The organism is Rhodococcus sp. JVH1 (assembly GCF_000280725.2).
Lineage (GTDB): Bacteria > Actinomycetota > Actinomycetes > Mycobacteriales > Mycobacteriaceae > Rhodococcus_F > Rhodococcus_F jostii_A.
In genome coordinates, this window is the sequence record NZ_CP166289.1 from 6,692,355 (window position 1) to 6,716,370 (window position 24,016).

Annotated in this window: 25 protein-coding genes; 19 read left to right on the forward strand and 6 right to left on the reverse strand. The window is 69.0% G+C overall.

The genetic code is table 11. From position 1 onward, the window contains the following. The first annotated feature begins 149 nt into the window (after positions 1-149). The 6 genes from JVH1_RS31140 (at position 150) to era (ending at position 5,152) form a co-directional block, all read left to right on the forward strand. On the forward strand, positions 150-815 hold the full coding sequence (locus tag JVH1_RS31140; RefSeq protein WP_009473951.1) for a TetR/AcrR family transcriptional regulator: 666 nt from the start codon (positions 150-152) through the stop codon (positions 813-815). Positions 816-923: 108 nt separating this feature from the next. Further along, positions 924-1,997 carry a PhoH family protein gene (locus tag JVH1_RS31145; protein WP_009473950.1) on the forward strand — a complete coding sequence of 358 codons (1,074 nt, stop codon included), beginning with the start codon at positions 924-926 and terminating at the stop codon, positions 1,995-1,997. Positions 1,998-2,033: 36 nt separating this feature from the next. Continuing rightward, the gene (ybeY, locus tag JVH1_RS31150; protein WP_009473949.1) at positions 2,034-2,576 is read left to right on the forward strand and encodes an rRNA maturation RNase YbeY; all 543 of its coding nucleotides are present in this window, start codon (positions 2,034-2,036) and stop codon (positions 2,574-2,576) included. A 21-nt stretch (positions 2,577-2,597) separates the two neighbouring features. Next, positions 2,598-3,917: a hemolysin family protein gene (locus JVH1_RS31155; RefSeq protein ID WP_009473948.1), complete on the forward strand. Its 1,320-nt coding sequence runs from the start codon at positions 2,598-2,600 to the stop codon at positions 3,915-3,917. After that, entirely contained in the window at positions 3,910-4,242 is a 333-nt protein-coding gene (locus JVH1_RS31160) for a hypothetical protein (protein ID WP_009473947.1), read from the forward strand. The genes JVH1_RS31155 and JVH1_RS31160 overlap by 8 nt, the downstream gene beginning before the upstream one ends. Next, entirely contained in the window at positions 4,235-5,152 is a 918-nt protein-coding gene (era, locus tag JVH1_RS31165) for a GTPase Era (protein ID WP_009473946.1), read from the forward strand. Before JVH1_RS31160 ends, era begins: the two co-directional genes overlap by 8 nt. 51 nt (positions 5,153-5,203) lie before the next feature. On the opposite strand, the gene JVH1_RS31170 is transcribed toward era, so the two are convergent. From JVH1_RS31170 to JVH1_RS31180, 3 genes are read right to left on the reverse strand one after another with little or no spacing between them, the layout of a single operon-like run. After that, positions 5,204-5,767, reverse strand: coding sequence for a TetR/AcrR family transcriptional regulator (locus tag JVH1_RS31170; protein WP_009473945.1), 564 nt, complete (start codon positions 5,765-5,767; stop codon positions 5,204-5,206). 3 nt (positions 5,768-5,770) lie between these two features. Then, positions 5,771-7,216, reverse strand: a complete 1,446-nt coding sequence (locus tag JVH1_RS31175) for an amidase (RefSeq protein ID WP_009473944.1) — start codon at positions 7,214-7,216, stop codon at positions 5,771-5,773. A 39-nt stretch (positions 7,217-7,255) separates the two neighbouring features. Continuing rightward, the gene (locus tag JVH1_RS31180) at positions 7,256-8,764 is read right to left on the reverse strand and encodes a PLP-dependent aminotransferase family protein (protein WP_009473943.1); all 1,509 of its coding nucleotides are present in this window, start codon (positions 8,762-8,764) and stop codon (positions 7,256-7,258) included. 18 nt (positions 8,765-8,782) lie between these two features. Here JVH1_RS31180 and JVH1_RS31185 point away from each other — a divergent pair, with 18 nt between their 5' ends. The 12 genes from JVH1_RS31185 (at position 8,783) to JVH1_RS31240 (ending at position 20,933) form a co-directional block, all read left to right on the forward strand. Continuing rightward, positions 8,783-9,412, forward strand: a complete 630-nt coding sequence (locus tag JVH1_RS31185) for a pyridoxamine 5'-phosphate oxidase family protein (protein WP_009473942.1) — start codon at positions 8,783-8,785, stop codon at positions 9,410-9,412. A gap of 241 nt (positions 9,413-9,653) precedes the next feature. After that, positions 9,654-9,752: a potassium-transporting ATPase subunit F gene (locus JVH1_RS31190; RefSeq protein WP_041811152.1), complete on the forward strand. Its 99-nt coding sequence runs from the start codon at positions 9,654-9,656 to the stop codon at positions 9,750-9,752. After that, the gene (kdpA, locus tag JVH1_RS31195; RefSeq protein ID WP_009473939.1) at positions 9,752-11,467 is read left to right on the forward strand and encodes a potassium-transporting ATPase subunit KdpA; all 1,716 of its coding nucleotides are present in this window, start codon (positions 9,752-9,754) and stop codon (positions 11,465-11,467) included. Before JVH1_RS31190 ends, kdpA begins: the two co-directional genes overlap by 1 nt. Beyond that, a complete protein-coding gene (kdpB, locus tag JVH1_RS31200; protein WP_009473938.1) occupies positions 11,464-13,566 on the forward strand; it encodes a potassium-transporting ATPase subunit KdpB in 2,103 nt (700 codons plus the stop codon). The genes kdpA and kdpB overlap by 4 nt, the downstream gene beginning before the upstream one ends. 6 nt (positions 13,567-13,572) lie before the next feature. After that, positions 13,573-14,223, forward strand: coding sequence for a potassium-transporting ATPase subunit C (locus tag JVH1_RS31205; protein ID WP_009473937.1), 651 nt, complete (start codon positions 13,573-13,575; stop codon positions 14,221-14,223). A gap of 7 nt (positions 14,224-14,230) precedes the next feature. Beyond that, positions 14,231-16,768, forward strand: a complete 2,538-nt coding sequence (locus JVH1_RS31210) for a sensor histidine kinase KdpD (RefSeq protein WP_009473936.1) — start codon at positions 14,231-14,233, stop codon at positions 16,766-16,768. Beyond that, positions 16,765-17,445 carry a response regulator gene (locus tag JVH1_RS31215; RefSeq protein ID WP_009473935.1) on the forward strand — a complete coding sequence of 227 codons (681 nt, stop codon included), beginning with the start codon at positions 16,765-16,767 and terminating at the stop codon, positions 17,443-17,445. The genes JVH1_RS31210 and JVH1_RS31215 overlap by 4 nt, the downstream gene beginning before the upstream one ends. Before the next feature lie 96 nt (positions 17,446-17,541). After that, positions 17,542-17,832 (forward strand): DUF1905 domain-containing protein, encoded by a 291-nt coding sequence (locus JVH1_RS31220; RefSeq protein WP_009473934.1) that lies wholly within the window; start codon positions 17,542-17,544, stop codon positions 17,830-17,832. Between the two features lie 97 nt (positions 17,833-17,929). Beyond that, positions 17,930-18,886: an alpha/beta fold hydrolase gene (locus JVH1_RS31225; RefSeq protein WP_043778362.1), complete on the forward strand. Its 957-nt coding sequence runs from the start codon at positions 17,930-17,932 to the stop codon at positions 18,884-18,886. A gap of 58 nt (positions 18,887-18,944) precedes the next feature. After that, entirely contained in the window at positions 18,945-19,760 is an 816-nt protein-coding gene (gene recO, locus JVH1_RS31230) for a DNA repair protein RecO (RefSeq protein ID WP_009473932.1), read from the forward strand. After that, on the forward strand, positions 19,726-20,535 hold the full coding sequence (locus JVH1_RS31235) for an isoprenyl transferase (RefSeq protein ID WP_009473931.1): 810 nt from the start codon (positions 19,726-19,728) through the stop codon (positions 20,533-20,535). Before recO ends, JVH1_RS31235 begins: the two co-directional genes overlap by 35 nt. Beyond that, positions 20,532-20,933 carry a hypothetical protein gene (locus JVH1_RS31240; RefSeq protein WP_009473930.1) on the forward strand — a complete coding sequence of 134 codons (402 nt, stop codon included), beginning with the start codon at positions 20,532-20,534 and terminating at the stop codon, positions 20,931-20,933. The genes JVH1_RS31235 and JVH1_RS31240 overlap by 4 nt, the downstream gene beginning before the upstream one ends. Positions 20,934-20,936: 3 nt before the next feature. Here the strand turns inward: JVH1_RS31240 and JVH1_RS31245 are convergent, their stop codons facing one another. Further along, positions 20,937-21,362: a Fur family transcriptional regulator gene (locus JVH1_RS31245; RefSeq protein ID WP_009473929.1), complete on the reverse strand. Its 426-nt coding sequence runs from the start codon at positions 21,360-21,362 to the stop codon at positions 20,937-20,939. 5 nt (positions 21,363-21,367) lie between these two features. Then, entirely contained in the window at positions 21,368-21,712 is a 345-nt protein-coding gene (locus JVH1_RS31250) for a helix-turn-helix transcriptional regulator (protein ID WP_009473928.1), read from the reverse strand. A 221-nt stretch (positions 21,713-21,933) separates the two neighbouring features. Here JVH1_RS31250 and JVH1_RS31255 point away from each other — a divergent pair, with 221 nt between their 5' ends. Further along, on the forward strand, positions 21,934-23,325 hold the full coding sequence (locus JVH1_RS31255) for a glycine--tRNA ligase (RefSeq protein WP_005571613.1): 1,392 nt from the start codon (positions 21,934-21,936) through the stop codon (positions 23,323-23,325). Between the two features lie 7 nt (positions 23,326-23,332). Here JVH1_RS31255 and JVH1_RS31260 read toward each other — a convergent pair whose 3' ends face one another. After that, entirely contained in the window at positions 23,333-24,007 is a 675-nt protein-coding gene (locus tag JVH1_RS31260) for a hypothetical protein (protein ID WP_009473927.1), read from the reverse strand. Positions 24,008-24,016: the final 9 nt, after the last annotated feature.

Consider the following 24,016-nt stretch of genomic DNA (forward strand, 5'->3'; position numbering starts at 1 on the left):
GTCGATGCTCCTCGGGTAGTGCTCGATCGAACCTGAACGGCTATTTGCACAGTGATGTGTAATTTAGTTACTTGCACACCAGTGTGCAAGTACGATTGGCGTAGATCACACCAACCAGCGATCACATCAACCAGCGAGGGAGTTCCGTCGTGTCGATCCCGACGAAGTCGCCCGGTGACCCCGGGAAGACCCGCCGCAGTCACGCGCGCGCCAATCGTGCGCGGATCCTCGACGCCGCAGTCACCGCCTTCGTCGCGGACCCGGACGCGAGCATGGACGACGTCGCCCGCACCGCCGGGGTCGTGCGCCGCACCGTGTACGCGCATTTTCCCAGCCGGGAGGCGCTCGTCGAGGGCATCGCGGACGAGGCCTCCGCCGCCCTGGTGGCCGCGATGGGAGACGAGGCGCGGCAACCGGAGCGCCCCGACCTCGCGGTCGCGGTGATGGCGCTGCGGACGTGGCCGATCGGTGACCGGTTCCGCATGCTGTTGTCGTTCGCCCGCCGCGAACTCGGCGAGCAGCGCATCCACGATCTCCTCGGGGTGGTGCGCGACCGGGACGTACGGGTCGTCGAGCACGGGCAGCGGTCCGGGGTGTTCTCGTCGTACCTGTCGCCGTCGGTGCTCGTGGCGCTCGCGGAATCGATGACGATGACCCTGCTGGACCAGGCGAATTCCGGCGAAGTACAGGATTCGGGGGAGTCGTTCGCGGTCGCGTATCTCGCGGTGCTCGGGCTGACGCCGGCCGACGGTGCCCGCGTCGTGGACGAGGCGCGGCACTGGTTGCGCGAGCATCAGGACGTCCCGAAGTCGTGACGGCGTCACGTAATCGGGTGGGCGCTGTGACCTGCGAGCGATAGACTTCCCTCATCACGACGACCGTCGTGACCGACCAGGAACCGGGAAGAAGGCCATATTCCTCACGTGAGCGAACAAGACCAGAACGGCGAGACGTTCGGCGCCACGCGTCCGGCGGAACGCACCGTGCGTTCGAGTATCGATCTCCCACCCGAAACGGTCCCGCCTCTCCTCGGTTCTTCCGACGAGAATCTGCGCGCTCTCGAACGGGTCCTGGACGCAGACATCCATGTACGCGGCAACGCCGTCACACTGACGGGACGGCCCGGCGACGTCGCGCTCGCCGAACGCGTCATCGCGGAACTGGGCTCCATCGTCGGTCGCGGGCAGCCGCTGACCCCGGACGCGGTGCGTCGCACGGTGGGCATGCTCACCCAGGGGGTGAGCGAATCGCCCGCCGAGGTCCTGACCCTCGACATCCTGTCGCGGCGCGGCAAGACGATCCGGCCGAAGACGCTGAACCAGAAGCGTTACGTCGACGCGATCGATGCGAACACCATCGTGTTCGGCATCGGGCCCGCCGGCACCGGCAAGACCTACCTCGCCATGGCGAAGGCGGTGCAGGCCCTGCAGACCAAGCAGGTGTCGCGGATCATTCTCACCCGCCCCGCGGTCGAGGCGGGGGAGCGGCTCGGGTTCCTGCCCGGCACGCTGCACGAGAAGATCGATCCGTACCTGCGCCCGCTGCACGACGCACTCCACGACATGATGGACCCCGAGGCCATCCCGAAGCTGATGCAGTCGGGTGTCATCGAGGTGGCGCCGCTGGCGTACATGCGTGGTCGCACACTCAACGACGCGTTCATCATCCTCGACGAGGCGCAGAACACCACCGCCGAGCAGATGAAGATGTTCCTCACCCGACTGGGCTTCGGCTCCAAGGTCGTCGTCACCGGCGACGTCACGCAGGTGGACCTACCGGGCGGTGCCCGGTCCGGGCTCCGCGCGGCCACCGAGATCCTCGGTGACATCGACGACATCTACTTCGCCGAACTCAACAGCAGCGACGTGGTCCGGCACCGGCTGGTGTCCGACATCGTCGACGCGTACGAGCGTTTCGAAGCGGACCGGGACGGCAAGGTCGAGCTCGGGAACCGCGCACAGCGTAGAGCGGCGCACTCGCGTTCTCCACGACGGTAGGGTGAGTGTCGCCGGAACCAGGAGGAAGCGACACACATGAGCATCGAAGTCTCGAACGAATCGGGCATGGACGTCTCCGAAGAGGAGCTGATCAGCGTTGCCCGCTTCGTGATCGCGAGGATGGACGTGCACCCCGCGGCCGAGTTGTCGATGGTCCTCGTGGACTCCGCCACCATGGCCGACCTCCACATGCGGTGGATGGACCTGCCCGGTCCCACCGACGTGATGTCGTTCCCCATGGACGAGCTCGAGCCCGGCGGTCGCCCGGACTCGCCCGAGCCCGGACCGTCGATGCTCGGTGACATCGTGCTGTGCCCGTCCTTCGCCTCGGACCAGGCCGACAAGGCCGGTCACCCGCTCGCTCACGAACTCGCTCTGCTCACCGTGCACGGTGTGCTCCACCTCCTCGGCTACGACCACGCCGAACCGGAGGAGGAGAAGGAGATGTTCGGCCTGCAGAACCAGTTGCTCGAAGACTGGTACGAGGATCTGCGCAGGGCCGAACGCGACGCCGCACTCGCTGCCCGGGATCAGAAGCTGCTCGGCAAGGCCGGCTTCTTCGACTCACCGGACCAGTAACCGCCACGTGAAGGGTCTTCTGTGAGTAGCGCCATCGCGCTGATCGTCCTCGCGATCGTCCTCGTCCCGCTCGGTGGTGTCTTCGCCGCCGTCGATTCCGCACTCAACACGATCTCGTCCGCGCGCGTCGAGGAGATGGCGAAGGAGGATCGCCCCGGAGCCACCCGCGTGCTCCGCATCCTGTCGGATCGCCCGCGTTACGTGAATCTCATGGTGCTGCTGCGCATCCTGTGCGAGATCACGGCCACGGTGGTGCTCGTCGGTGGCCTGTCCGATCTCCTCGAGCCCGTGTGGGCGCTCACGTTCACCGCGATCATCATGGTGCTCGTCGACTACGTGGTGATCGGGGTCGGCCCCCGGACGCTCGGTCGTCAGCACGCCTACTCGATCGCGTTGATCACGTCGTTTCCCCTGCAGGTCATCGGAACTCTGCTCGGCCCGATCAGCCGCCTCCTGATCCTGATCGGTAACGCGATCACCCCCGGTAAGGGATTTCGCAACGGCCCCTTCGCCTCCGAGATCGAACTACGCGAACTCGTCGACATGGCGCAGGAACGCGGCGTGGTGGCCGACGAGGAACGCCGAATGATCCAGTCGGTGTTCGAACTCGGCGACACGTCCGCCCGCGAGGTGATGGTGCCGCGCACCGAGATGGTGTGGATCGAGAGCGACAAGAGCGCCGGACAGGCGACGTCGCTCGCTGTCCGCAGCGGACATTCGCGGATCCCCGTGATCGGGGAGAACGTCGACGACGTGCTCGGGGTGGTGTACCTCAAGGATCTCGTGCAGGAGACGTACCACTCGCGCGACGGCGGACGCAGTGTCCGCGTCGGCGACGTGATGCGGCCCGCCGTGTTCGTGCCCGATTCCAAGCCCCTCGACAGCCTGCTCGCCGAGATGCAGCGCGACCGCAACCACATGGCCTTGCTGGTGGACGAATACGGCGGAATCGCCGGGCTCGTCACCATCGAGGACGTCATCGAGGAGATCGTCGGTGAGATCGCCGACGAGTACGACCAGGACGAGACACCGCCCGTCGAGGATCTCGGCGACGGCATGTACCGGGTCTCCGCGCGACTGCCGATCGAGGATCTCGGCGAACTGTTCGGCATCGAGGTGGAGAACGACGAGGTCGAAACGGTCGGCGGGCTCATCGGTTACGAACTCGGCAGGGTGCCGCTACCGGGGTCGGAGGTCGTCTCGCACGGTCTCGTCCTGCGCGGCGAGGGTTCACCCGACGTGCGCGGGCGGGTGCGCATCAGCACGGTCTTCGTGCAACGCGCGCCAATCGACGAGGACGACGACAGTGGCGACGGCGACCGGGAGGACGGCGATGACTGAACTGGGCGACGAAGACGCCAAACTGGTCGTGCTGGCGCGAGGAGCGTTCGGCCGCACCGGAAGTGGTCAGGGCGCCGCTGTCCGCGATCTCGACGGCCGCACCTACTCGGCGGGCGCGGTCGCGCTGGCGGCGCTGTCGCTGACCGCGCTGCAGGCGGCCGTCGCAGCGGCGGTGTCGAGTGGCGCCGAAGGTTTCGAGGCCGCAGTCGTGATCGGCGGCGCCCCGGAAGACCCGGGCATCGCCGCACTACACGAAGTCAGTGCGCAGGCGGCCGTCGTCTTCGCGCGAACCGATGGATCCGTGATCGAGGAGCAACATGAGTAAAACCGAATTCCGTTCCGGATTCGTCTGTTTCGTCGGACGGCCCAACACGGGCAAATCCACGCTGACCAACGCGCTGGTGGGCAGCAAGATCGCGATCACGTCCTCGCGTCCGCAGACCACCCGCCACACCATCCGCGGCATCGTGCACCGCGACCACGCGCAGCTGATCCTCGTCGACACCCCGGGTCTGCACCGCCCCCGGACGCTCCTCGGCCAGCGCCTCAACGACCTCGTGCGCGACACCTACTCCGAGGTCGACGTGATCTGCCTGTGCATCCCGGCGGACGAGAAGATCGGCCCCGGCGACCGGTGGATCGTGCAGCAGGTCCGTCAGATCGCGCCGAAGACCACGCTCATCGGCATCGTCACGAAGATCGACAAGGTCAGCAAGGACATGGTCGGGCAGCAGTTGCTGGCCGTGTCCAAGCTCCTCGGTCCCGAGACGGATGTCGTGCCCGTCTCCGCCGCCTCCGGTGAGCAGGTGGAGGTGCTCGTCGACGTCCTCGCGTCGAAGATGGAGGAGGGCCCGGCGTTCTACCCGGACGGCGAGCTCACCGACGAACCCGAAGAGACGCTGATGGCCGAACTCATTCGCGAGGCCGCACTCGAGGGGCTCGGCGACGAACTGCCGCACTCCCTGGCCGTGGTCATCGAGGAGATCATCCCCCGCGAGGGACGCACCGAGAAGCAGGGCGAACTGCTCGACGTCCACGCCCTGCTCTACGTCGAACGCCCGTCCCAGAAGGGCATCGTGATCGGCAAGGGCGGCGCCCGCCTCCGTGAGGTGGGGACCAAGGCCCGGCTGCAGATCGAGAAGCTGCTCGGCACCAAGATCTTCCTCGAACTGCACGTCAAGGTGGCCAAGGACTGGCAGCGCGACCCGAAACAGCTGGGCCGCCTCGGGTTCTAGGCGGCTGCGCCACCCGTGCGTGGTGAACGAGTCCTGAGGCTCGTCAACCACTCACGGGGCGGCGGCCCTGAGCAGAAGGAGCACCGACGTCGCGAAGTCGTGATCGCCGTCGCTTCCGGTCGCGAGTCTCCTGAGCTGCAGGCCGGCGATGGTCGCGACGATGGTCGGGGCCACGGACGCCGCGTCCGGGACGCCGAGGGCGGTGAGGATCGTCGCCGTCAAATCGTCGTATGCGGCGAAGCATTCGGCGGCGGCCTGACGCAGCTCGTGGTCGCGTCCCGCCTGGATGTACAGCTCGAACGGGGCGATCCGCTCGGCGGAGAACGCCAGGTCCTTCGCGACCTTCCCGGTGAGCGCGGCGGCGTCCTCGAGGCTCAGCCCCGTGTCCCGGTACCCCTCCGCCAGCTCCGACAGCCGCTGCGTCTCCTCCGCCACGAACCCGGACAGCGCGGCGCGCAACAGGTCCGTCTGCGTGGGGAAGTGGTACGTGATGGAGCCGAGCGACACGCCGGCCTGCGCGGCGATCCGCCGATTGGTCACGCCGGGAATGCCTTCCGTGCCGACGATGTGCAGTGCCGCCGCGAGGATGCGGTCACGAACGTCCGTCGAAGCCACCGGTCACCACCACTTCTCGGGGCGTTCGAGGTCCCACCGCAGCACCGACTCCAGCTGGGCCGCAACCGACACCAGCAGCGGCTCGGCATCGTCGTGACCCATCAGCTGGGCTCCGGTCGGCAGGTTGCCGGACGTGAACCCGGCCGGCACGTTCACGCTGGGCCAGCCCAGTACGTTCCACGGCCACGCGTACGGGCAGACCGCGGTGATCACCTTGTCCGTGGCCCACGAGCTGATGCCGTCGATCCCCTCGACCCTCGGTGGGGGAGTCGCGGTGGTCGGGGCGAGGACGAGGTCGTACTTGTCGAAGATCGCGCCGACCCGTCGCTGCATCCTCGGCTCGGCGGCGCGCGCGGCGCGTAGCGGTGCCCCACGCAACAGTCGCCCGGTCCGGGCGTTGCCCTTCGTGCGGGGATCGACGAGTGACGGGTCCGGGACCTTCCGCACCCAGTCGTCGATGCCGACCATCGACCGCGGGAGGAAGCCGAGCCCGAACATGATCCCGTAGTCGGGGTCGTCCACCACGACGCGATGCCCGAGCTTGCGCAGCGCCTCGGCGATCCGTGCGACGCCCTGGCGGACCTCGGGATGCAGCGTGGTGGGGGTCGCGGTGAACGGGATCCGCAGCGACAGCGCGATCCGCAGCGGTCCGGGGTCGCGGCCGACGGCGTCGCTGACGGTGACCGGTGCGGGCGTGTGCAGGTCGCCCTCGTGCGGTCCGGATGCAACGTCGAGGAGCAGCGCCGCATCGGCGACCGTCCGGGCCAGCGGGCCGTTGACGGTGAGGCCGTAGAACGCCTCGGCTGCAGGCCAGGTGGAGATTCGGCCGCGCTGAGGCTTGATCCCGACGAGGTTGGTCCAGGCGGCCGGGATACGGATGGACCCGGCGCCGTCCGAGCCGATCGCCGCGGCCACCACACCGGCGGACACGGCCGCCGCGGCGCCGCCGGACGACCCTCCGGGGGTGTGGTCACCGTTCCAGGGGTTGCGGGTGTACCCGAAGGCGGGACCGCCGGTGAGCGGCCACTGTCCGAGCTCCGGACTGTTGGTCTTGCCGACGACGACGGCACCGGCGGCGCGCAGCCGTCGCACCAGCTCGGAGTCGCGCGCCGCGGGCGGGAAGTCGCCCGGGCACCCGAACGCGGTCGGCTCGCCGGCCACATCGACGTCGTCTTTCACGGCGATCGGGACCCCGAGGAGCGGCAGGCGCTCACCGGCGGCGATCCGGCGGTCGGCCTCGGCGGCTTCGGCCAGTGCCTTGGTCCGGCGGATCACCTTGAACGCGTTGAGCGTCGGCTGGCTCGCGTCGATGCGGTCGAGGGCGGCGCGGGTGGCCGCCACCGACGTGGCGGCGCCGGAGGCCAGCGCCTGCGCCTGCTCGACGAGTCCCGGGGGCCGATCCCCGTCGTTGTCGCGTTGCCGTCGATCGTCTAGTTGTCCCGCGCTCATGTCGCCCCTCCCCGTGACTGTTCGTTCGAACGAACAGTATCAGCCGAGGTGTCGCCGGACCACCCTCCCGATCGCCTCGGCCGCCCCGCGAGCCTGCGATTCGGGGAGCCGGGCGTACCCGCAGACCAGCCCCCGCGGTCCGCCCGGTGTGGTGCGGTAATCGGCGAGGCTCGGGACCGTCACACCGTGGTCCTGCAGCTCAGCCGACACGGCGACGTCGTCGACGGAACCGGGCAGCGTGAGGACGACGTGGAGACCGGCCTCGATGCCGGCCAGCCCGACACCGTCCGTGTCGACCGCGGACAATTGCTGCTGCAGTGCGGCGACGAAGGCCGCCCGGCGGGCCGAGTAGGTGCGGGAGGCGCGGGCGAGGTGCCGCGACAGCGCGCCCGAGTCGATGAACTGCGCCAGCGCGAGGGCCGTGGTCGCGCAGCATGCCTCACCGCTCGCGTCGAGGGCCCGGACGAGTCCCGGCCGGAGCGCCGGAGGCGCGATCACCCACGCCACGCGGATCGAGGGAGTGAGGATCTTCGACGCTGTGCCCACGTACGCCACGCATTCCGGCCCGCGGTCGATGCTGCGCAGGGCTGGCAGTGCCGACACGTCGTAGCGGAACTCGCCGTCGTAGTCGTCCTCGATGATCACCGTTCCGGAGGCCGCGGCGTCGGCCACGAGCCGGGCCCTGCGGCTCACCGGCATCCGGGCTCCCATCGGATACTGATGGGCAGGCGTGCAGTAGGCCGCGGCGTCGGTGGCGCGCAGCAGGGCGGGGTCGAGGCCGTCGCCGTCCACGGACACGCTGCGCGTCCGAACCCCCGAACCGTCGAGGACGGTGCGGGCCCGGCTGTAGCCGGGCTCCTCGAACACCACGTCCCGGCCGCGGAGTCCTGCTGCGGTCACGAGGGTGCGGAGCGCAGCGGCGACTCCGGGAACGATCACCAGTTCGTCGGGGCCCGCCGCGATCCCGCGGGTGCGGCGTAGATGTTCCACGAGGGACCGTCGCAACTCCGGGTGTGCGTCCGGGCCCGGGACGTCCGAGGTCACGGCCGCGGCGGCGGCCGACCGCCACGCCCGGCGCCAGTCGACGGTGGCGATCAGGGCGGGATCGGGGTGGCCCGGAGTGAGATCCCACAGCGCCGCCGGTGTTCCCGGGGCGGCGGAGGAGGCCTGATCCGACGTTCGGGTGATCGTGTGCGAGGCGACGTGTGCGCGGGCCGCGACGTCGGCGCCGGGTGCGATCCGGGTGCCGGACCCGGCGCGGGCGTTCGCGTATCCGGACGAGCAGAGTTCGTCGTAGGCGTCGACCACCGACGCCCGCGCGACTGTCAGGTGTTCGGCCAGCGCCCGCGAGGAGGGCAGTGGGTCGCCGGGTCGCAGGCGACCCACGCGGATCTCGTCGAGGATCGACTCCGCGATGCGATGCCGCAGCGGCGCGTCGGTGTCGGGGAGCCGCAACGTCAGGTGCAGTTCGGGGCTGATCCGGGGCATGGTCCCGACAATACTGGTCTGTCGATAATGATGATTGTGGATCTGGAGGATGATCCACATTAGGGTGAGGATGGTCTCGTGGACAAGATCATGAGATACCCCGACCGTGCCCGCACCGAACGCGCGCAACTCGACGCCGTCCTCGACGCCGCGCCGATGGGCACCCTCGCCACCGTCGTCGACGGGCTGCCATGGGCCGTGCCGATGCTGTACGCCCGCGACGGCGACAGGATCCTGCTGCACGGCTCCACCGGGGCCGGTGCGCTGCGGCAGGTGGCGGCGGGCGCGCCTGCGGTGCTGTGCGTCGCGATGCTCGACGGAATCGTCGTCGCGGACACCCTGTTCGACTCGTCCGCCAACTACCGTTCGGCGGTGGTGCGGGGCAACCTCGTCACCCTCGACGAAGACGAATCCGCCGACGCACTGAACGCGCTGTCGGACGTGCTGATCCCCGGCCGCAGCACGGAGGTCCGGGGGCACCGGCGCAAGGAACTCGCCGCGACACTGGCCCTCGCCCTCCCGATCACGCCGGGCCAGTGGACCGTCAAGGTGCGGGACGCACCGCCGGGCGAACCCACGGAAACCAGCAGCGCGTGGGCCGGCGTGGTCCCGGTTCGGTCGGTCGCCGGTGCGCCCGTCCCGGCACCCTGGGTGGCAAGCGGCACACCCGTGCCCGCGTCCGTGTCGCGGCTGACCCGGACCGCGTAAGGAAAGCGTCAAGAGCCGGAGGAGTCCCGTAAGCGCTTCGTCAGCGCCGCCTCTTTCGCCGAGATCCGGCGTGATGCTGGCATGACACCCCACAACCGTGGGGTGTCATGCCTGCGCTGAACCGCAGGATCAGTACGAAGAGGGATCCTCACATGGCCGATGTGGCCTATGTCGCGCTCGTCGTCGGCGGATTCGCCTGTTGCGCGCTCGTTCTCCGTGCCCTGCAGACCGGACGCGTGAAATGACGGGCGCCGGAATACTCGCGGTCGCGCTGGTCACGATCGCCGCAGCGCTCGTCGTGTACCTCCTGATCGCGCTCATCGACCCGGAGCGGTTCTGATGACGCCTGCCCTGGCGGCCGGACTGCAGGTCGCCTTCGTCCTCGCGGTCCTCGCGGTCGCCTACGTGCCGGTGGGCGACTACATGGCGCGCGTATACGAATCACGCCGTCACCTGCGGGTCGAATCCGTCCTGTACCGCCTGTGCCGCATCAACCCCCACACCGAGCAGACCTGGTACGGCTACGCGGGCAGCGTGCTGGGATTCTCTACGGCGAGTGTGCTGTTCCTCTACGCGCTGCAGCGCATCCAGGGCGTGCTGCCGCTGTCCGGGGACCTCTCCGGGGTCAGTCCCGCGGTGGCGTTCAACACGGCCGTGTCGTTCGTGACGAACACCAACTGGCAGTCGTATGCGCCCGAGACAACGATGAGCAACCTGACCCAGCCGGTCGGGCTCGCTGTGCAGAACTTCGTGTCCGCAGCGGTGGGCATGGCCGTCGCGGTGGCGCTGATCCGCGGATTCGTCCGGGTGTCGCGCGGCGGTGAGATCGGCAACTTCTGGGTGGACCTCACCCGGGGCAGCCTGCGTATTCTGCTGCCGTTCTCCTTCGTGATCGCGCTGATCCTGCTGAGCCAGGGCGTGATCCAGTCCTTCCACCCGGGCTTCGCGTCCACCGGTCTGGACGGCAACTCCGTCACCAACGCACTCGCGCCCGTCGCCTCGCAGGAAGCGATCAAGGAACTCGGCACCAACGGCGGCGGGATTCTCGCCGCCAATTCAGCGCACCCGTTCGAGAACCCGACGCCGGTCAGCAACATCGTCGAGATCCTCGCGATCCTGCTGATCCCGGTCTCCCTCACTCGCACGTTCGGCACCATGGTCGGCGATCCTCACGACCGAGCGAGCGAGGTGTCCGGGCACCGCCAGGGGCTGACCCTGCTCGCCGTGATGGGCATCCTGTGGGGATCGCTCCTCGCGGTCACGCTGGCCGCGGAGTCGGGTCGGCGCGGCGTCGCCGCCACCGCCGCGGGCGCGATGATGGAGGGCAAGGAGGTGCGTTTCGGAATCCCGGGAACGGCACTGTTCGCCGTGAGCACCACCGGAACATCCACGGGCGCAGTGAATTCGGCGCACGACAGCCTGTCGCCGCTCGGCGGCGGAGCCGTTCTGCTCAACATGCTGCTCGGCGAGATCGCGCCGGGCGGTGTCGGCACGGGGCTCTACGGAATTCTCGTCCTCGCCCTGATCGCCGTCTTCGTCGGCGGACTCCTCGTCGGCCGCACACCCGAATACCTCGGCAAGAAGCTGCGGCAGCGGGAGATCACCCTCGCCGCCCTGTCCGTGCTGGTGATGCCGGCGCTCGTCCTGATCGGGACCGGGATCACCGTGATCCTGTCCTCGACCACCGGTTACCAGGGCAACAGCGGCGACCCCGGAAGTCCCGGATCCATCCACGGGTTCTCGGAAGTGCTGTACGCGTTCGCGTCGGCCTCGAACAACAACGGCAGTGCGTTCGGCGGGCTGACGGTGACGAGCGACTGGTTCCAGACCGCTCTCGGCCTGTGCATGCTGTTCGGCCGGTTCCTGCCGATCATCTTCGTCCTCGCGCTCGCCGGATCCCTGGCGTCGCAGAAGAAGACGGCCGCAGGCGCCGGAACCCTGCCTACGGCGGGCCCGATGTTCACCGGGCTCCTCACCGGCACCGTCGTGCTGGTCGCGGCGTTGACATTCTTCCCGGCCCTCGCGCTGGGACCGATCGCGGAGGCTCTGCAGTGAGTGTGAACGTGACCAGTCGTCCGGAATCAGGGGCGGCGACGACGCCCGAGGCCGGCCACGACCCGGCGCCCGTGAAGGCGGGAATCTTCAGCCCCGCCCAGCTGGTGACGGCGCTACCGGGCGCCCTGCGCAAACTCGACCCCCGGCACCTCGCCCGCAACCCGGTGATGTTCGTGGTGTTCGTCGGCTCCGTCGTCACCACCGTCATGTCCGTCGCCGACCCGTCGGTGTTCTCCTGGGCCGTCGTCGCCTGGCTGTGGTTCACGGTGCTGTTCGCGAATCTGGCCGAGTCGGTAGCGGAAGGCCGGGGCAAGGCGCAGGCGGCGAGCCTGCGGAAGGTGAAGCAGGACACGGTCGCCCACCGGATCACGGCGAGCGGCCGGGTGGAGTCGGTGGCGGGTACCGAACTCACCGTCGGCGACCGGGTGGTCGTCGAGGCGGGAGAGGTGATTCCCGGCGACGGCGACGTCGTCGACGGCATTGCGACCGTGGACGAGTCGGCCATCACCGGCGAATCGGCGCCCGTCGTCCGCGAATCCGGTGGCGACCGGTGTGCCGTCACCGGTGGCACGACCGTGCTGTCCGACCGGATCGTCGTGCGCATCACCGCGGCCCCCGGACAGTCGTTCGTGGACCGGATGATCGCCCTCGTGGAGGGGGCGGCGCGGCAGAAGACGCCGAACGAGATCGCGCTGAACATCCTGCTGGCGTCGCTGACGATCATCTTCCTGCTGGCCGTCGTCGCGATCGGCCCGATGGGCCTGTACGCGGGCCAGGAGCAGGATCCGATCAAGCTGATCGCGCTGCTGGTCTGCCTGATCCCCACCACGATCGGGGCCCTGCTGTCGGCCATCGGCATCGCCGGGATGGACCGGCTGGTGCAGCGGAACGTCCTGGCGATGTCGGGGCGGGCGGTGGAGGCCGCCGGCGACATCGACACCCTGCTGATGGACAAGACCGGCACCATCACGTTCGGCAACCGGCAGGCCACGGCCCTGCATCCCGCACCGGGGGTTTCCGCGATCGAGTTGGCCACGGCCGCACGGTTGTCCAGCCTCGCGGACGGCACGCCCGAGGGGCGCAGCATCGTGGACCTGTGTGTCCGCGACTTCGGGCTTGACCCGGCACCGTCCGAGGCGGAGCGAGCGGAGGAGTTCGTGCCGTTCACGGCGCAGACCCGGATGAGCGGACTCGACATCGACGGCGCCCGGATCCGCAAGGGCGCGAGCGACGCCGTGCTGACGTGGGTGCAGGCGCTCGGCGGGCAGGCGGCGCCCGCGGTCACCGACAGTGTGAACCAGATCGCGCAGGCCGGGGGAACACCGCTGGTGGTCGCCACCGTTCACGGAGACGCAGCGACCGTCCTCGGGGTGATCGCGCTGTCGGACGTGGTGAAACCGGGTATCGCCGAGCGGTTCGCGGAACTGCGGGCCATGGGGATTCGCACGGTGATGATCACCGGCGACAACCCGTTGACGGCGAAGGCCATCGCGGCCGAGGCCGGTGTCGACGACTTCATGGCCGAGGCGACACCCGAGGACAAGCTCGCGCTGATCCGCAGAGAACAGGAGGGCGGCCGGCTCGTCGCGATGACCGGGGACGGCACCAACGACGCCCCGGCGCTGGCCCAGGCGGATGTCGGGGTGGCGATGAACACCGGCACGTCCGCGGCGAAGGAAGCCGGGAACATGGTGGATCTCGATTCGGATCCCACCAAGCTCATCGAGGTGGTGGAGATCGGCAAGCAACTGCTCATCACCCGCGGGGCGCTCACCACGTTCTCGCTCGCCAACGACCTGGCCAAGTACTTCGCGATTCTCCCCGCCCTGTTCAGCGGAATCTATCCGCAGCTGGACACGCTGAACGTCATGCGGCTGGCCACCCCGGAATCGGCCATCCTGTCGGCGGTGATCTTCAACGCCGTGGTGATCGTCGCGCTGATCCCGTTGTCGCTGAAAGGCGTTCGCTACCGTCCGTCGTCGGCGTCGACGCTGCTGGGCCGCAACCTGCTGATCTACGGTCTCGGCGGTGTGATCACGCCGTTCGCCGGTATCTGGCTCATCGACCTCGTCGTCCGTCTCATTCCCGGAATTGGGTGATCCCGCATGCGATTTCTCATCGGCCTGCTCCGGCAGACCTGGGCCGGACTACTCGTCCTGCTCGCACTCACGGCAGTCCTCGGTGTGCTCTATCCCGCCGCAGTGTGGGGGGTGAGCAGGATCGGCGCAGGGGCGGCCGAGGGGTCTGCGGTGCGCGACAGCACCGGGTGCGTCGTCGGGAGCCGGTGGGTCGGTGTCGACCCGCAGGTGCCTGCGGGGGAGCCGGATCCGTTCTTCCACAACCGGGTCACCGGGTCGGTGGCCGAACAGGATCCGTTCGCGCCGGGCGATCCCGCCACCGCCCTGCCCACCAACCAGGGGCCGAGCAGTGAGATCCTGGCGACGTTCATCGCCGACCGGCGGGCGGCGATCGCGACCCGGGAGGGGGTGGACCCCTCCAAGGTACCGGCGGACGCGGTCACCGGATCCGGCTCGGGCATCGACCCGCACATCAGCCCCGCGTACGCGGCGTTGCAGGTGCCGAGGGTGGCCGCGGAGAACGGTCTCAGCGAGACCCGGGTCCGGCAACTCGTCGACGAGAACACCGAGGGAAGGCAACTCGGCTTCCTCGGTGAGGAACGGGTGAACGTCCTCGAACTGAACCTGGCCCTCGGCCTGACCGCTCCCGAGTGCACCGCCCCGACCGCTGGTGGATGATGGCGAGGTGAGTGGTACCGGAACCGAGGGCGTGCGCCGGGACGCCGAACGCCGACGCGGTGAACTGCGCATCTATCTCGGAGCCGCACCGGGCGTCGGCAAGACGTTCGCGATGCTCGGTGAGGCGCACCGCCGCCGGGAGCGGGGGTGCGACGTGGTCGCGGCCGTGGTGGAGACCCACGGCCGCGACCGCACGGCGGCGCAGCTCGGCGACCTCGAACTGATTCCGCCCAAGCTGATCGCCTACCGGGGCACGCTCGGCCGGGAACTCGACGTCGAGGCGGTGCTGGCCCGCAGGCCGGCGCTGGTCCTCGTAGACGAGCTCGCGCACACGAACACACCGGGCAGCGTCCACGAGAAACGCTGGCAGGACGTGGAGATACTCCTCGCCGCGGGGATCGACGTCCTCTCGACGCTCAACGTCCAGCACCTCGAAAGCCTCAACGACGTGGTGCAGCGGATCACCGGAGTGGTGCAGCAGGAAACGGTTCCCGACGAGGTGGTGCGCGCCGCCACCCAGGTCGAATTGGTCGACATCACTCCGGAGGCTCTGCGCCGCAGGCTGTCCCACGGCAACATCTATGCCGCGGACAAAGTCGATGCGGCACTGAGCAATTACTTCCGGAAAGGGAACCTCACCGCACTCCGCGAACTGGCCCTGCTGTGGGTGGCAGACCAGGTGGATGCCGCACTCGCGAAATACCGTGCGGAGAACAAGATCACCGACACGTGGGAGGCCCGGGAACGGGTGGTGGTCGCGGTGACGGGCGGACCGGAATCGGAGACGCTGGTTCGGCGCGCCGGCCGGATCGCGTCGCGATCCAGCGCCGAACTGATCGTCGTGCACGTGGTGCGCGGCGACGGCCTCGCGGGTGTCTCGGCTCCGGAGATGGGCAAGGTACGGGCCCTCGCCGCAAATATCGGCGCGAGTCTGCACAGCGTCGTCGGCGACGACGTCCCGACCACGTTGCTCGACTTCGCCCGGACCGCGAACGCCACACAACTGGTGCTGGGCACCTCGAGACGCTCACGGTGGGCGCGGATCTTCGACGAGGGCATCGGCGCAAGCGTGGTGCAACAGTCCGGGTCGATCGACGTGCACATGGTGACGCACGGCGAATCCCACCGCCCGCGGCGGTTGTCGCCGGTGGGCTCCCGTTCGCGCACGGCGATCGCCTGGATCGCCGCCGTCCTCGTACCGTCGGTGGCCACGCTGGTGATGAGTGCCGTCGACCGGTGGCTCGGATTGGTCGGCGAGGGAGCCCTGTTCTTCATCGTGGTGCTGCTCGTCTCGCTGCTCGGGGGTGTCGCCCCCGCCGCGTTCTCCGCGCTGATCTCGGGTCTGTTCCTCAACTACTTCTTCACGCCGCCGGTGCGGAGCTTCACCATCGCCGAGCCGGACAACTTCATCACCACGGTCGTGCTGCTCGTGGTGGCCGTCGCCGTCGCGGTCCTCGTCGACGCGGCCGCCAAACGTTCACGGGAAGCCCGCCGGGCGTCGCAGGAAGCCGAGCTGCTGGCACTGTTCGCCGGATCGGTGCTGCGCGGCGCCGACCTCGACACGCTGCTCGAGAAGGTGCGCGAGACCTACGGCCAGGATTCGGTCAGCGTGCTGCACCGGGACCGCGGTCCGGTGGGGTCCGTCGGGCCGCACCCACCGGTGAGCATCGCCGACGCCGACACCGTCTGCGAGGTGGGGGAAGGGGAATACGCGCTCGCCCTGCGCGGCAGCGAACTGCACGCCCGGGACCGTCGGGTGCTCCTCGCCGTCGCCAACCAGGCGGTGGGCATGATCCGCCAGACCGAGCTCGCGCAGGAGGCGGGGCAGGCGCAGGCGCTGGCCGAGGCCGACCGGTTGCGGCGGTCGCTGCTGTCCGCCGTCAGCCACGACCTCCGGACCCCACTGGCCGCGGTCAAGGCCGCCGCGTCCAGCCTGCGCAGCGACGACGTCGACTTCTCCCCGGAGGACACCGCCGAACTGCTCGCGACCATCGAGGAATCGGCCGACGTGCTGACCTCTCTCGTCGGGAACCTGCTCGACTCCTCCCGTCTCGCGGCGGGAGTGGTGACCCCGACGCTGCGGCCGGTGTACCTCGACGAGGTGGTGCACCGGGCGCTGGTGGGTCTGGGAATCGGCGGCCGGACCGGGACCCGGGCCCGGGAAAGGGTGGAAGTCGACGTCGGAACGGTGACGGCGATGGCGGATTCGGGCCTGCTCGAGCGGGTGCTCGCCAATCTGATCGACAACGCACTCCGCTACGGTGAGGACTCCGTGATCCGGGTCGGTGCCGCGGCGGTGGGCGACCGCGCCGTCATCACCGTCGCCGACACGGGGCCGGGAATTCCGCGTGGGCGGGCAGACGAGATGTTCGCCCCGTTCCAGCGGCTGGGGGACCGCGACACGACCACGGGAGTCGGGCTCGGGCTCTCCGTCGTCCGCGGATTCGTCGACGCGATGGGCGGAACCATCAGCGCCACCGACACCCCCGGCGGTGGTCTGACGATGGTGGTGGAGCTGGCCGGGGCGGGAGGGGAGCATTCATGACGAGAGTTCTCGTCGTCGACGACGAACCGCAGATTCTCCGCGCCCTGCGGATCAATCTGAGCGTGCGCGGGTACGACGTGGTGACGGCCGCGTCCGGGGCGGCCGCCCTGCGCGCCGCGGCCGAGCGACCGCCGGACGTGATCGTGCTCGACCTCGGGCTACCCGACATGGACGGCACCGAGGTGCTGGCCGGCCTCCGCGGGTGGTGCCCCGCACCGGTCATCGTGCTGTCGGCGCGGACGGACTCCGCGGACAAGGTCGACGCTCTCGACGCCGGCGCCGACGACTACGTCACCAAGCCGTTCGGGATGGACGAGTTCCTGGCCCGGGTGCGTGCGGCCGCCCGCCGGGCGACGACGGCCGTCGACACGAGTGAACCTGTGGTGGAAACGGATTCGTTCACGGTCGATCTGGCGGCGAAGACGGTGCGGCGGGCAGGGACCGAGGTGCACCTGACGCCGACCGAGTGGGGAATGCTCGAGATGCTGGTGCGCAACAAGGGCAAGCTGGTGGGGCAGAAGGAACTGCTGCGGGAGGTGTGGGGTCCGGCGTACGCCACCGAGACCCACTACCTGCGGGTGTATCTGGCGCAGCTGAGGCGCAAACTCGAGGACGACCCGTCCCACCCGCGTCACCTCATCACCGAGGCCGGGATGGGGTACCGGTTCCAGGTGTGACCGGGCGACGTGATCCTGCTCACGACCGATGATTCCGGCCGGCTCCGGGAGTCCTACCTTCGACCGCAGCATCACACTCGACCGGAGGAGCCACGAATGCCCGCACCGAAGACCCCGCAACCACTCGCGCACACCTTCACGGCGCCGATCCAGAAGGACGGGGCGTTCGCCACGTACGTGACCGTGCCGGACTCCGCCGAACTTCTCGGAACGCGGCGGCCGGTGAAGGTCGGCGGGACGATCGACGGCCACCCGTTCAATGCGACCCTGATGCCCTCGGGTGAAGGTCCGCACTGGCTTCCCCTGAAGATCGCACTGTGCAAGTTGATCGGTAAGGACCGTGCCGGAGTGGAGGTGACGGTGCACCTCGAGCAGCGTTTCGGCTGACGCCGGGCGGCGTCCGGGTTTGATCCGGGGAGAGCGGGGTACGGATCACCCGGAAGCGGTCTGCGTTTCCGAACGGGTTTCGAGGTGTGTCGTGCTGATGTGGCCGCGGTTGTCGGGGTGGCTCCCCACTCTGGGGGTCGTGGTGCTCGTCGCCGCGTGCGGAGTGAGCGACGACGGCGACACGAGCGAGAATTTCGCCGGCACCGTCGACATCGGCGGGGGTAGGAACATCCATCTCGAGTGTGCGGGCACAGGCGCACCGACCGTCGTGTTCGTGTCCGGTCTCCGGTTCGGTGCCGATCAGTGGACGACGACGGCCGATCCGGCAAGCACCTCGGCCTTCGAGGGGGTCGCCGAGTTCACCCGAGTCTGCTCGTACGACCGGCCGGGAGTCGTGCTGGGCGACGACGCATTGAGCCGCAGCGACCCGGTTCCGCAGCCGATCACCACCACGGACGCGGTCGCCGACCTCCAGTCGCTGCTGGGCGCCGCGGGCGAGGCCGGCCCCGGCCCCTACGTGCTGGCCGCCCACTCCTACGGCGGTCAGATCGCGAGACTCTTCGCCGGCACCCATCCCGACGAGGTGGCGGGCATGGTGCTGATCGACGCGCAGTCGGAGGAGCTGCAGACACTCCTGCCCCCGGAGCAGTTCGAGGAGTTCCTGCGGCTCAACACCCCGCAGCAGGACAGTCTCGACGAATACCCGGACCTCGAGCGTGTCGACTTCGTCCGCAGCTTCGACGAGATCCGCGCCGCCGAACCGATCCGGCCCCAGCCGCTCGTCGTCCTCTCCGCCGACCGTTCGGTGGCGCCGCAGATCGCGGAGGGCGTCGCGAACGGAAGCCTCCCCGCCGACATCGATCCCGGCTACGGCCCGGCCCTCGACGCCGTGCAGCCGAAGGCGCAGGCGGATCTGGCACAACTCGTCCCGGGTGCCACGCATGTCACGAACACGAACAGCGGCCACAACATCAACATCGAGCAGCCGCAACTCGTCGTCGACGGGGTCCGCGACGTCGTCGACGCGGTGCGCGACGGGCGCAGCGAGCCCTGACCGTCGCATCCGGCTCGGTCTGCGGAATGTGGTCGCCGCGACGTGGGAGACTGGACCGGTGAGGTTGTATCGAGACAATGCGGTGGTCCTGCGCCAGCACAAGCTGGGCGAGGCCGACCGTATCGTCACACTCCTCACCCGGCAGCACGGTCTGGTGCGCGCGGTCGCCAAGGGGGTGCGCCGCACGAAGTCCAAGTTCGGTGCCCGGCTCGAGCCGTTCGCGCACATCGACGTGCAGCTCTACCCGGGCCGCAACCTCGACATCGTCACCCAGGTCCAGACGGTCGACGCGTTCGCGACCGACATCGTCGACGACTATTCCCGGTACACCACGGCGTGCGCGATCCTCGAGACCGCCGAGCGGCTCGCCGGTGAGGAGCGGGCCCCGGCGCCGCAACTGCATCGCCTGACGGTCGGGGCGCTGCGGGCCGTCGCCGAGCACAACCGCCCGTGCGAGCTGATCCTCGATGCCTTCCTGTTGCGGGCCATGGGTTTTGCGGGGTGGGCTCCCGCCCTCGACGACTGCGCGCGGTGCAGCGCCCCCGGACCGCACCGGGCATTCCACGTGGCCGCCGGGGGAGCGGTGTGCGTCCGTTGCCGACCGCCGGGCGCCGCCACGCCGTCACCGGGTGTCCTCGACCTGATGGATGCGCTGATCCGCGGCGACTGGGCGAGCACGGAGGACGTGCCCGAGTCGTTGCGGGGGCAGGCCAGCGGTCTCGTCGCGGCGCATCTGCAGTGGCACCTCGAACGGCAACTCCGCACCCTCCCGCTGATCGAACGCGCACGACCGCATGCGGCGGTAAGGGTGGAGGATTCGGTCAGGCAGGATGGGGACCGTGATTCGACGACGCGAACCTCGAGCCCCGCATAGTTCCGGGGCCGAGCGCCAGATCCGGCCGCCGGACCAGCACCCCTCGGGCGCCCGCCCGCCCGGCCTGCAACCCGAACTCGTGCCCCGGCACATCGCGCTGGTGATGGACGGCAACGGCCGCTGGGCGCAGGAGCGCGGACTGCCCCGGACCGCGGGCCACGAACGTGGCGAGGCCGTGTTGATGGACGCCGTCTGCGGGTGCATCGAGATGGGCGTCGAATGGTTGTCGGCCTACGCGTTCTCCACCGAGAACTGGAAACGCAGCCCCGAGGAGGTCCGCTTCCTGATGGGCTTCAACCGCGACGTGATCCGGCGTCGCCGCGACGAGATGCACGAGATGGGGGTGCGCGTGCGGTGGGCGGGGCGCCGTCCCAAGCTGTGGCGCAGCGTCATCAAGGAACTCGAGATCGCCGAGGAGCTGACGAAGCACAACACGGTCATGAACCTGACCATGTGCGTCAACTACGGCGGGCGCGCGGAGATCGCCGACGCGGCGAAGGAGATCGGCAGGCGGGTCGCGGCGGGGCAACTCGACCCGGAGAAGGTCACCGAGGCGACCGTGGCCCGGTACCTCGACGAGCCGGACATGCCGGACGTCGACCTGTTCCTCCGGCCGTCCGGCGAGCAGCGCACGTCCAACTTCCTGATCTGGCAGTCGGCCTACGCCGAGATGGTGTACCAGGAGAAGCTGTTTCCGGATTTCGACCGCCGGGACCTGTGGGCGGCGTGTGTCGAGTACGCGTCGCGTGACCGTCGGTTCGGTGGTGTGAAATGACCGTCGACGGGGCGCCCGCGCTGCTCGGGCGGGCGGCGGACGCGCTCGAGCACTTCGCCACCGTCACCCGGGCGGAGGACGGTTCGCTGAGTTTCGAGTACGCCGGGGCGCTGTGCTCGATCAGTGCGATGACCCTCACCGAGGGCCTCGATGTGTTGTCGATGACGTGCGTGCTGGCCTGGGATCGTCCGGTCAGCGCGTCGCTGCACAAGAAGGTCGCGGAGCGGAACGGCGCACTGCAGTTCGGTTCGATCGCGGTGTTCGGTCACGGCCGGCTCGCGGACGTCATCCTGCGCTACACGTTCCCGGCTGCCGGGCTCGAGGACGAGGCACTGACCACGATGCTGCTTCTCGTGTTGAGCGGGGCCGACACCGCCCGGCAGGGGCTGATCCCCTGACGCTCACTGCGTCGCGGTGCAGTCCTTGCAGACGCCGAAGATCTCGATGGTGTGGCTGACGTCGGAGAAGCCGTGTGCGTCGGCGATCGACTGCGACCACTGCTCGACGGTGGGCCCCTCGACCTCGACGGTGTAGCCGCAGGCACGGCAGACCAGGTGATGGTGATGTCCGGACGAGCAGCGCCGGTACACGGATTCACCGGTGTCGGTGCGCAGGACGTCGACCGTGCCGGCGTCGGCGAGCGTTTGCAGGGTGCGGTAGACGGTGGTCAGCCCGATGCCCTCGCCGCGCTTGCGGAGTTCGTCGTGCAGTTCCTGCGCCGACCGGAACTCCTCGATGTCGTCGAGGAGCGCGGAGATGGCGCTGCGCTGCTTGGTGGCGCGTACTCCCACGACGACGGGCTTGCGCTGGCCGGTGTTCTGGGTCAAGGCTTCTATCCTTCCTCGGCGTGCGCGACGGCGTCCACGACGATGTGGGCGAGGTGGTCGTCCACCAGGCGGTAGAGGACCTCACGTCCGGTGCGTTCGCCGCGCACGACGCCCGCGGCCTTGAGCACGCGAAGATGCTGGCTGATCAGTGGCTGGGTGACTCCGAGTGCCCCGACGAGTTCGTGCACGCACCGTTCCGATTCGCGGAGCTGGAGGACGATCGCGATCCGGACGGGGGCCGCGAGGGCGCGCAGGATGTCGCCGGCCGCCGCAAGGGTCTCCTTCGACGGCACGTGGGCGGGCGCCGCCGCCTCGAACGGATGCAGATCCCCGGGATCGATGACGCTCACCAGTGATCTCCTTCGGAGTGCCGGACAATGGACGGGACCGTGGCCGCGAGGCCGTCGGACCGGGAGGATCACCCTCACCTTATTGCAAATCGATTCCATTTTGATATGCACGAATACGCATGTCAACCGGGTGGGTGAACCGACCGCGGTCGGGCAGATAGGCTGGGCTCCGAAAAGCGCACGTGAACCATGCATCTATTACCCAGATGGAGAGCACCCGAGTGGCACCGAAGTCCAAAGTCGAAACCGTCGTCAATCTCGCCAAGCGTCGTGGCCTGGTCTACCCGTGCGGTGAGATCTACGGAGGCACGAAGTCGGCCTGGGACTACGGCCCCTTGGGCGTCGAGCTCAAGGAGAACATCAAGAAGCAGTGGTGGCGCAACATGGTCACCAGCCGCGAGGACGTCGTCGGCCTCGACTCCTCCGTCATCCTGCCCCGCGAGGTGTGGGTGGCGTCCGGTCACGTCGGCGTGTTCAACGACCCGCTGGTCGAGTGCCTCAACTGTCACAAGCGTCACCGTCAGGACCACCTGCAGGAGGCCTACGCGGAGAAGAAGGGCCTCGACAACCCGGACGACGTCCCGATGGACGTCGTGGCCTGCCCCGACTGCGGCACGGTCGGTCAGTGGACCGAGCCCCGCGACTTCAACATGATGTTGAAGACGTACCTCGGCCCGGTCGAGAGCGAAGAGGGCATGCACTACCTCCGCCCCGAGACCGCGCAGGGCATCTTCGTGAACTTCGCGAACGTGCTCACCACGTCGCGCAAGAAGCCCCCGTTCGGCATCGGCCAGATCGGCAAGAGCTTCCGCAACGAGATCACGCCCGGAAACTTCATCTTCCGCACCCGCGAGTTCGAGCAGATGGAGATGGAATTCTTCGTCAAGCCCGGCGAGGACGAAGAGTGGCACCAGTACTGGATCGACTACCGCATGGACTGGTACACCGGGCTCGGCATCAACAAGGACAACCTGCGCCTGTACGAGCACGCCCAGGACAAGCTGTCGCACTACTCCAAGCGCACCGTCGACATCGAGTACCGCTTCCACTTCCAGGGCAGCGAGTGGGGCGAGCTCGAGGGTGTGGCCAACCGCACCGACTTCGACCTGTCGACCCACTCGAAGCATTCGGGCACCGACCTCAACTACTACGACCAGGCCACCGGTGAGCGCTACACGCCGTACGTCATCGAGCCGGCAGCCGGTCTCACGCGGTCGCTGATGGCGTTCCTCGTCGACGCGTACACCGAGGACGAGGCGCCGAACGCGAAGGGCGGCGTCGACAAGCGCACCGTGCTGCGTCTGGACCGTCGCCTCGCCCCGGTGAAGGCCGCGGTGCTGCCGCTGTCGCGTAACGCGGACCTGACGCCGAAGGCCAAGGATCTCGCCGCGACGCTCCGTCAGCACTGGAACGTCGAGTTCGACGACGCCGGCGCGATCGGCCGCCGCTACCGCCGTCAGGACGAGATCGGCACACCGTTCTGCATCACCGTGGACTTCGACACGCTCGAGGACCACGCCGTGACCGTGCGTGAGCGTGACTCCATGGCTCAGGAGCGGGTCGCGCTCGACCAGGTCGAGGGTTACCTGGCGCAGCGCCTCATCGGTTCCTGATCCGCCGTCACCTGCGCGCGTCGCAGGTCGCGGTCAGATAGTTCGTCAGGATTCGCCGGTTCTCCTCGGACACCGGGATGCGTGAGTATTCCGGTGCCGAGGAGCCGACGGCGATCCACAGCGGAAAGACGAAGGGCTTCTTCGCCTCCGCGAGGGCATGGGGGTCGCAGCGCGCCGCGTCGATCGTGATGTCGACGCTCAGCCGGTCCTCGCCCGCCCGCATGGTGGCGGGCAGCGCGCCGTGCAGCGCATACAGGACGCTGCCGCCGATCTCGTCCAACCGGATGTCACCCGACGCCGTTCCCCGGCTCACGACGAGCTGGGCGGGCAGGGGTGCGGTCGGCTCGGGCGGAGCCGCCGCCGGGATCAGTGTCACCGGTACGGCCCGCGCCAGATCCTCTGCGGCGCAGTCGCCGTCGTGGATTCGGCCGAGGACGTCGTACGGAGCTGCGAGCGGCACCCGTACGGGCGAGCCGTTCCGATCGGCGACCCCGATCAGGGCGTACGCCGGCTCCGGGGGTGTGTCGCAGCGCACCGGGCCGTATTCGGCCTCGACATCGATCCGGTTGCCGGGTCCGAGTTCGACCACGCGCCGGGTCTCGGGTGCCGCCTCGAAGCCGGGACTGTCCAACGCCACGGATGTCACGGCGACGGGCGCGTCGCCGGTGTTCGCGATCCGCACGTGAATCCG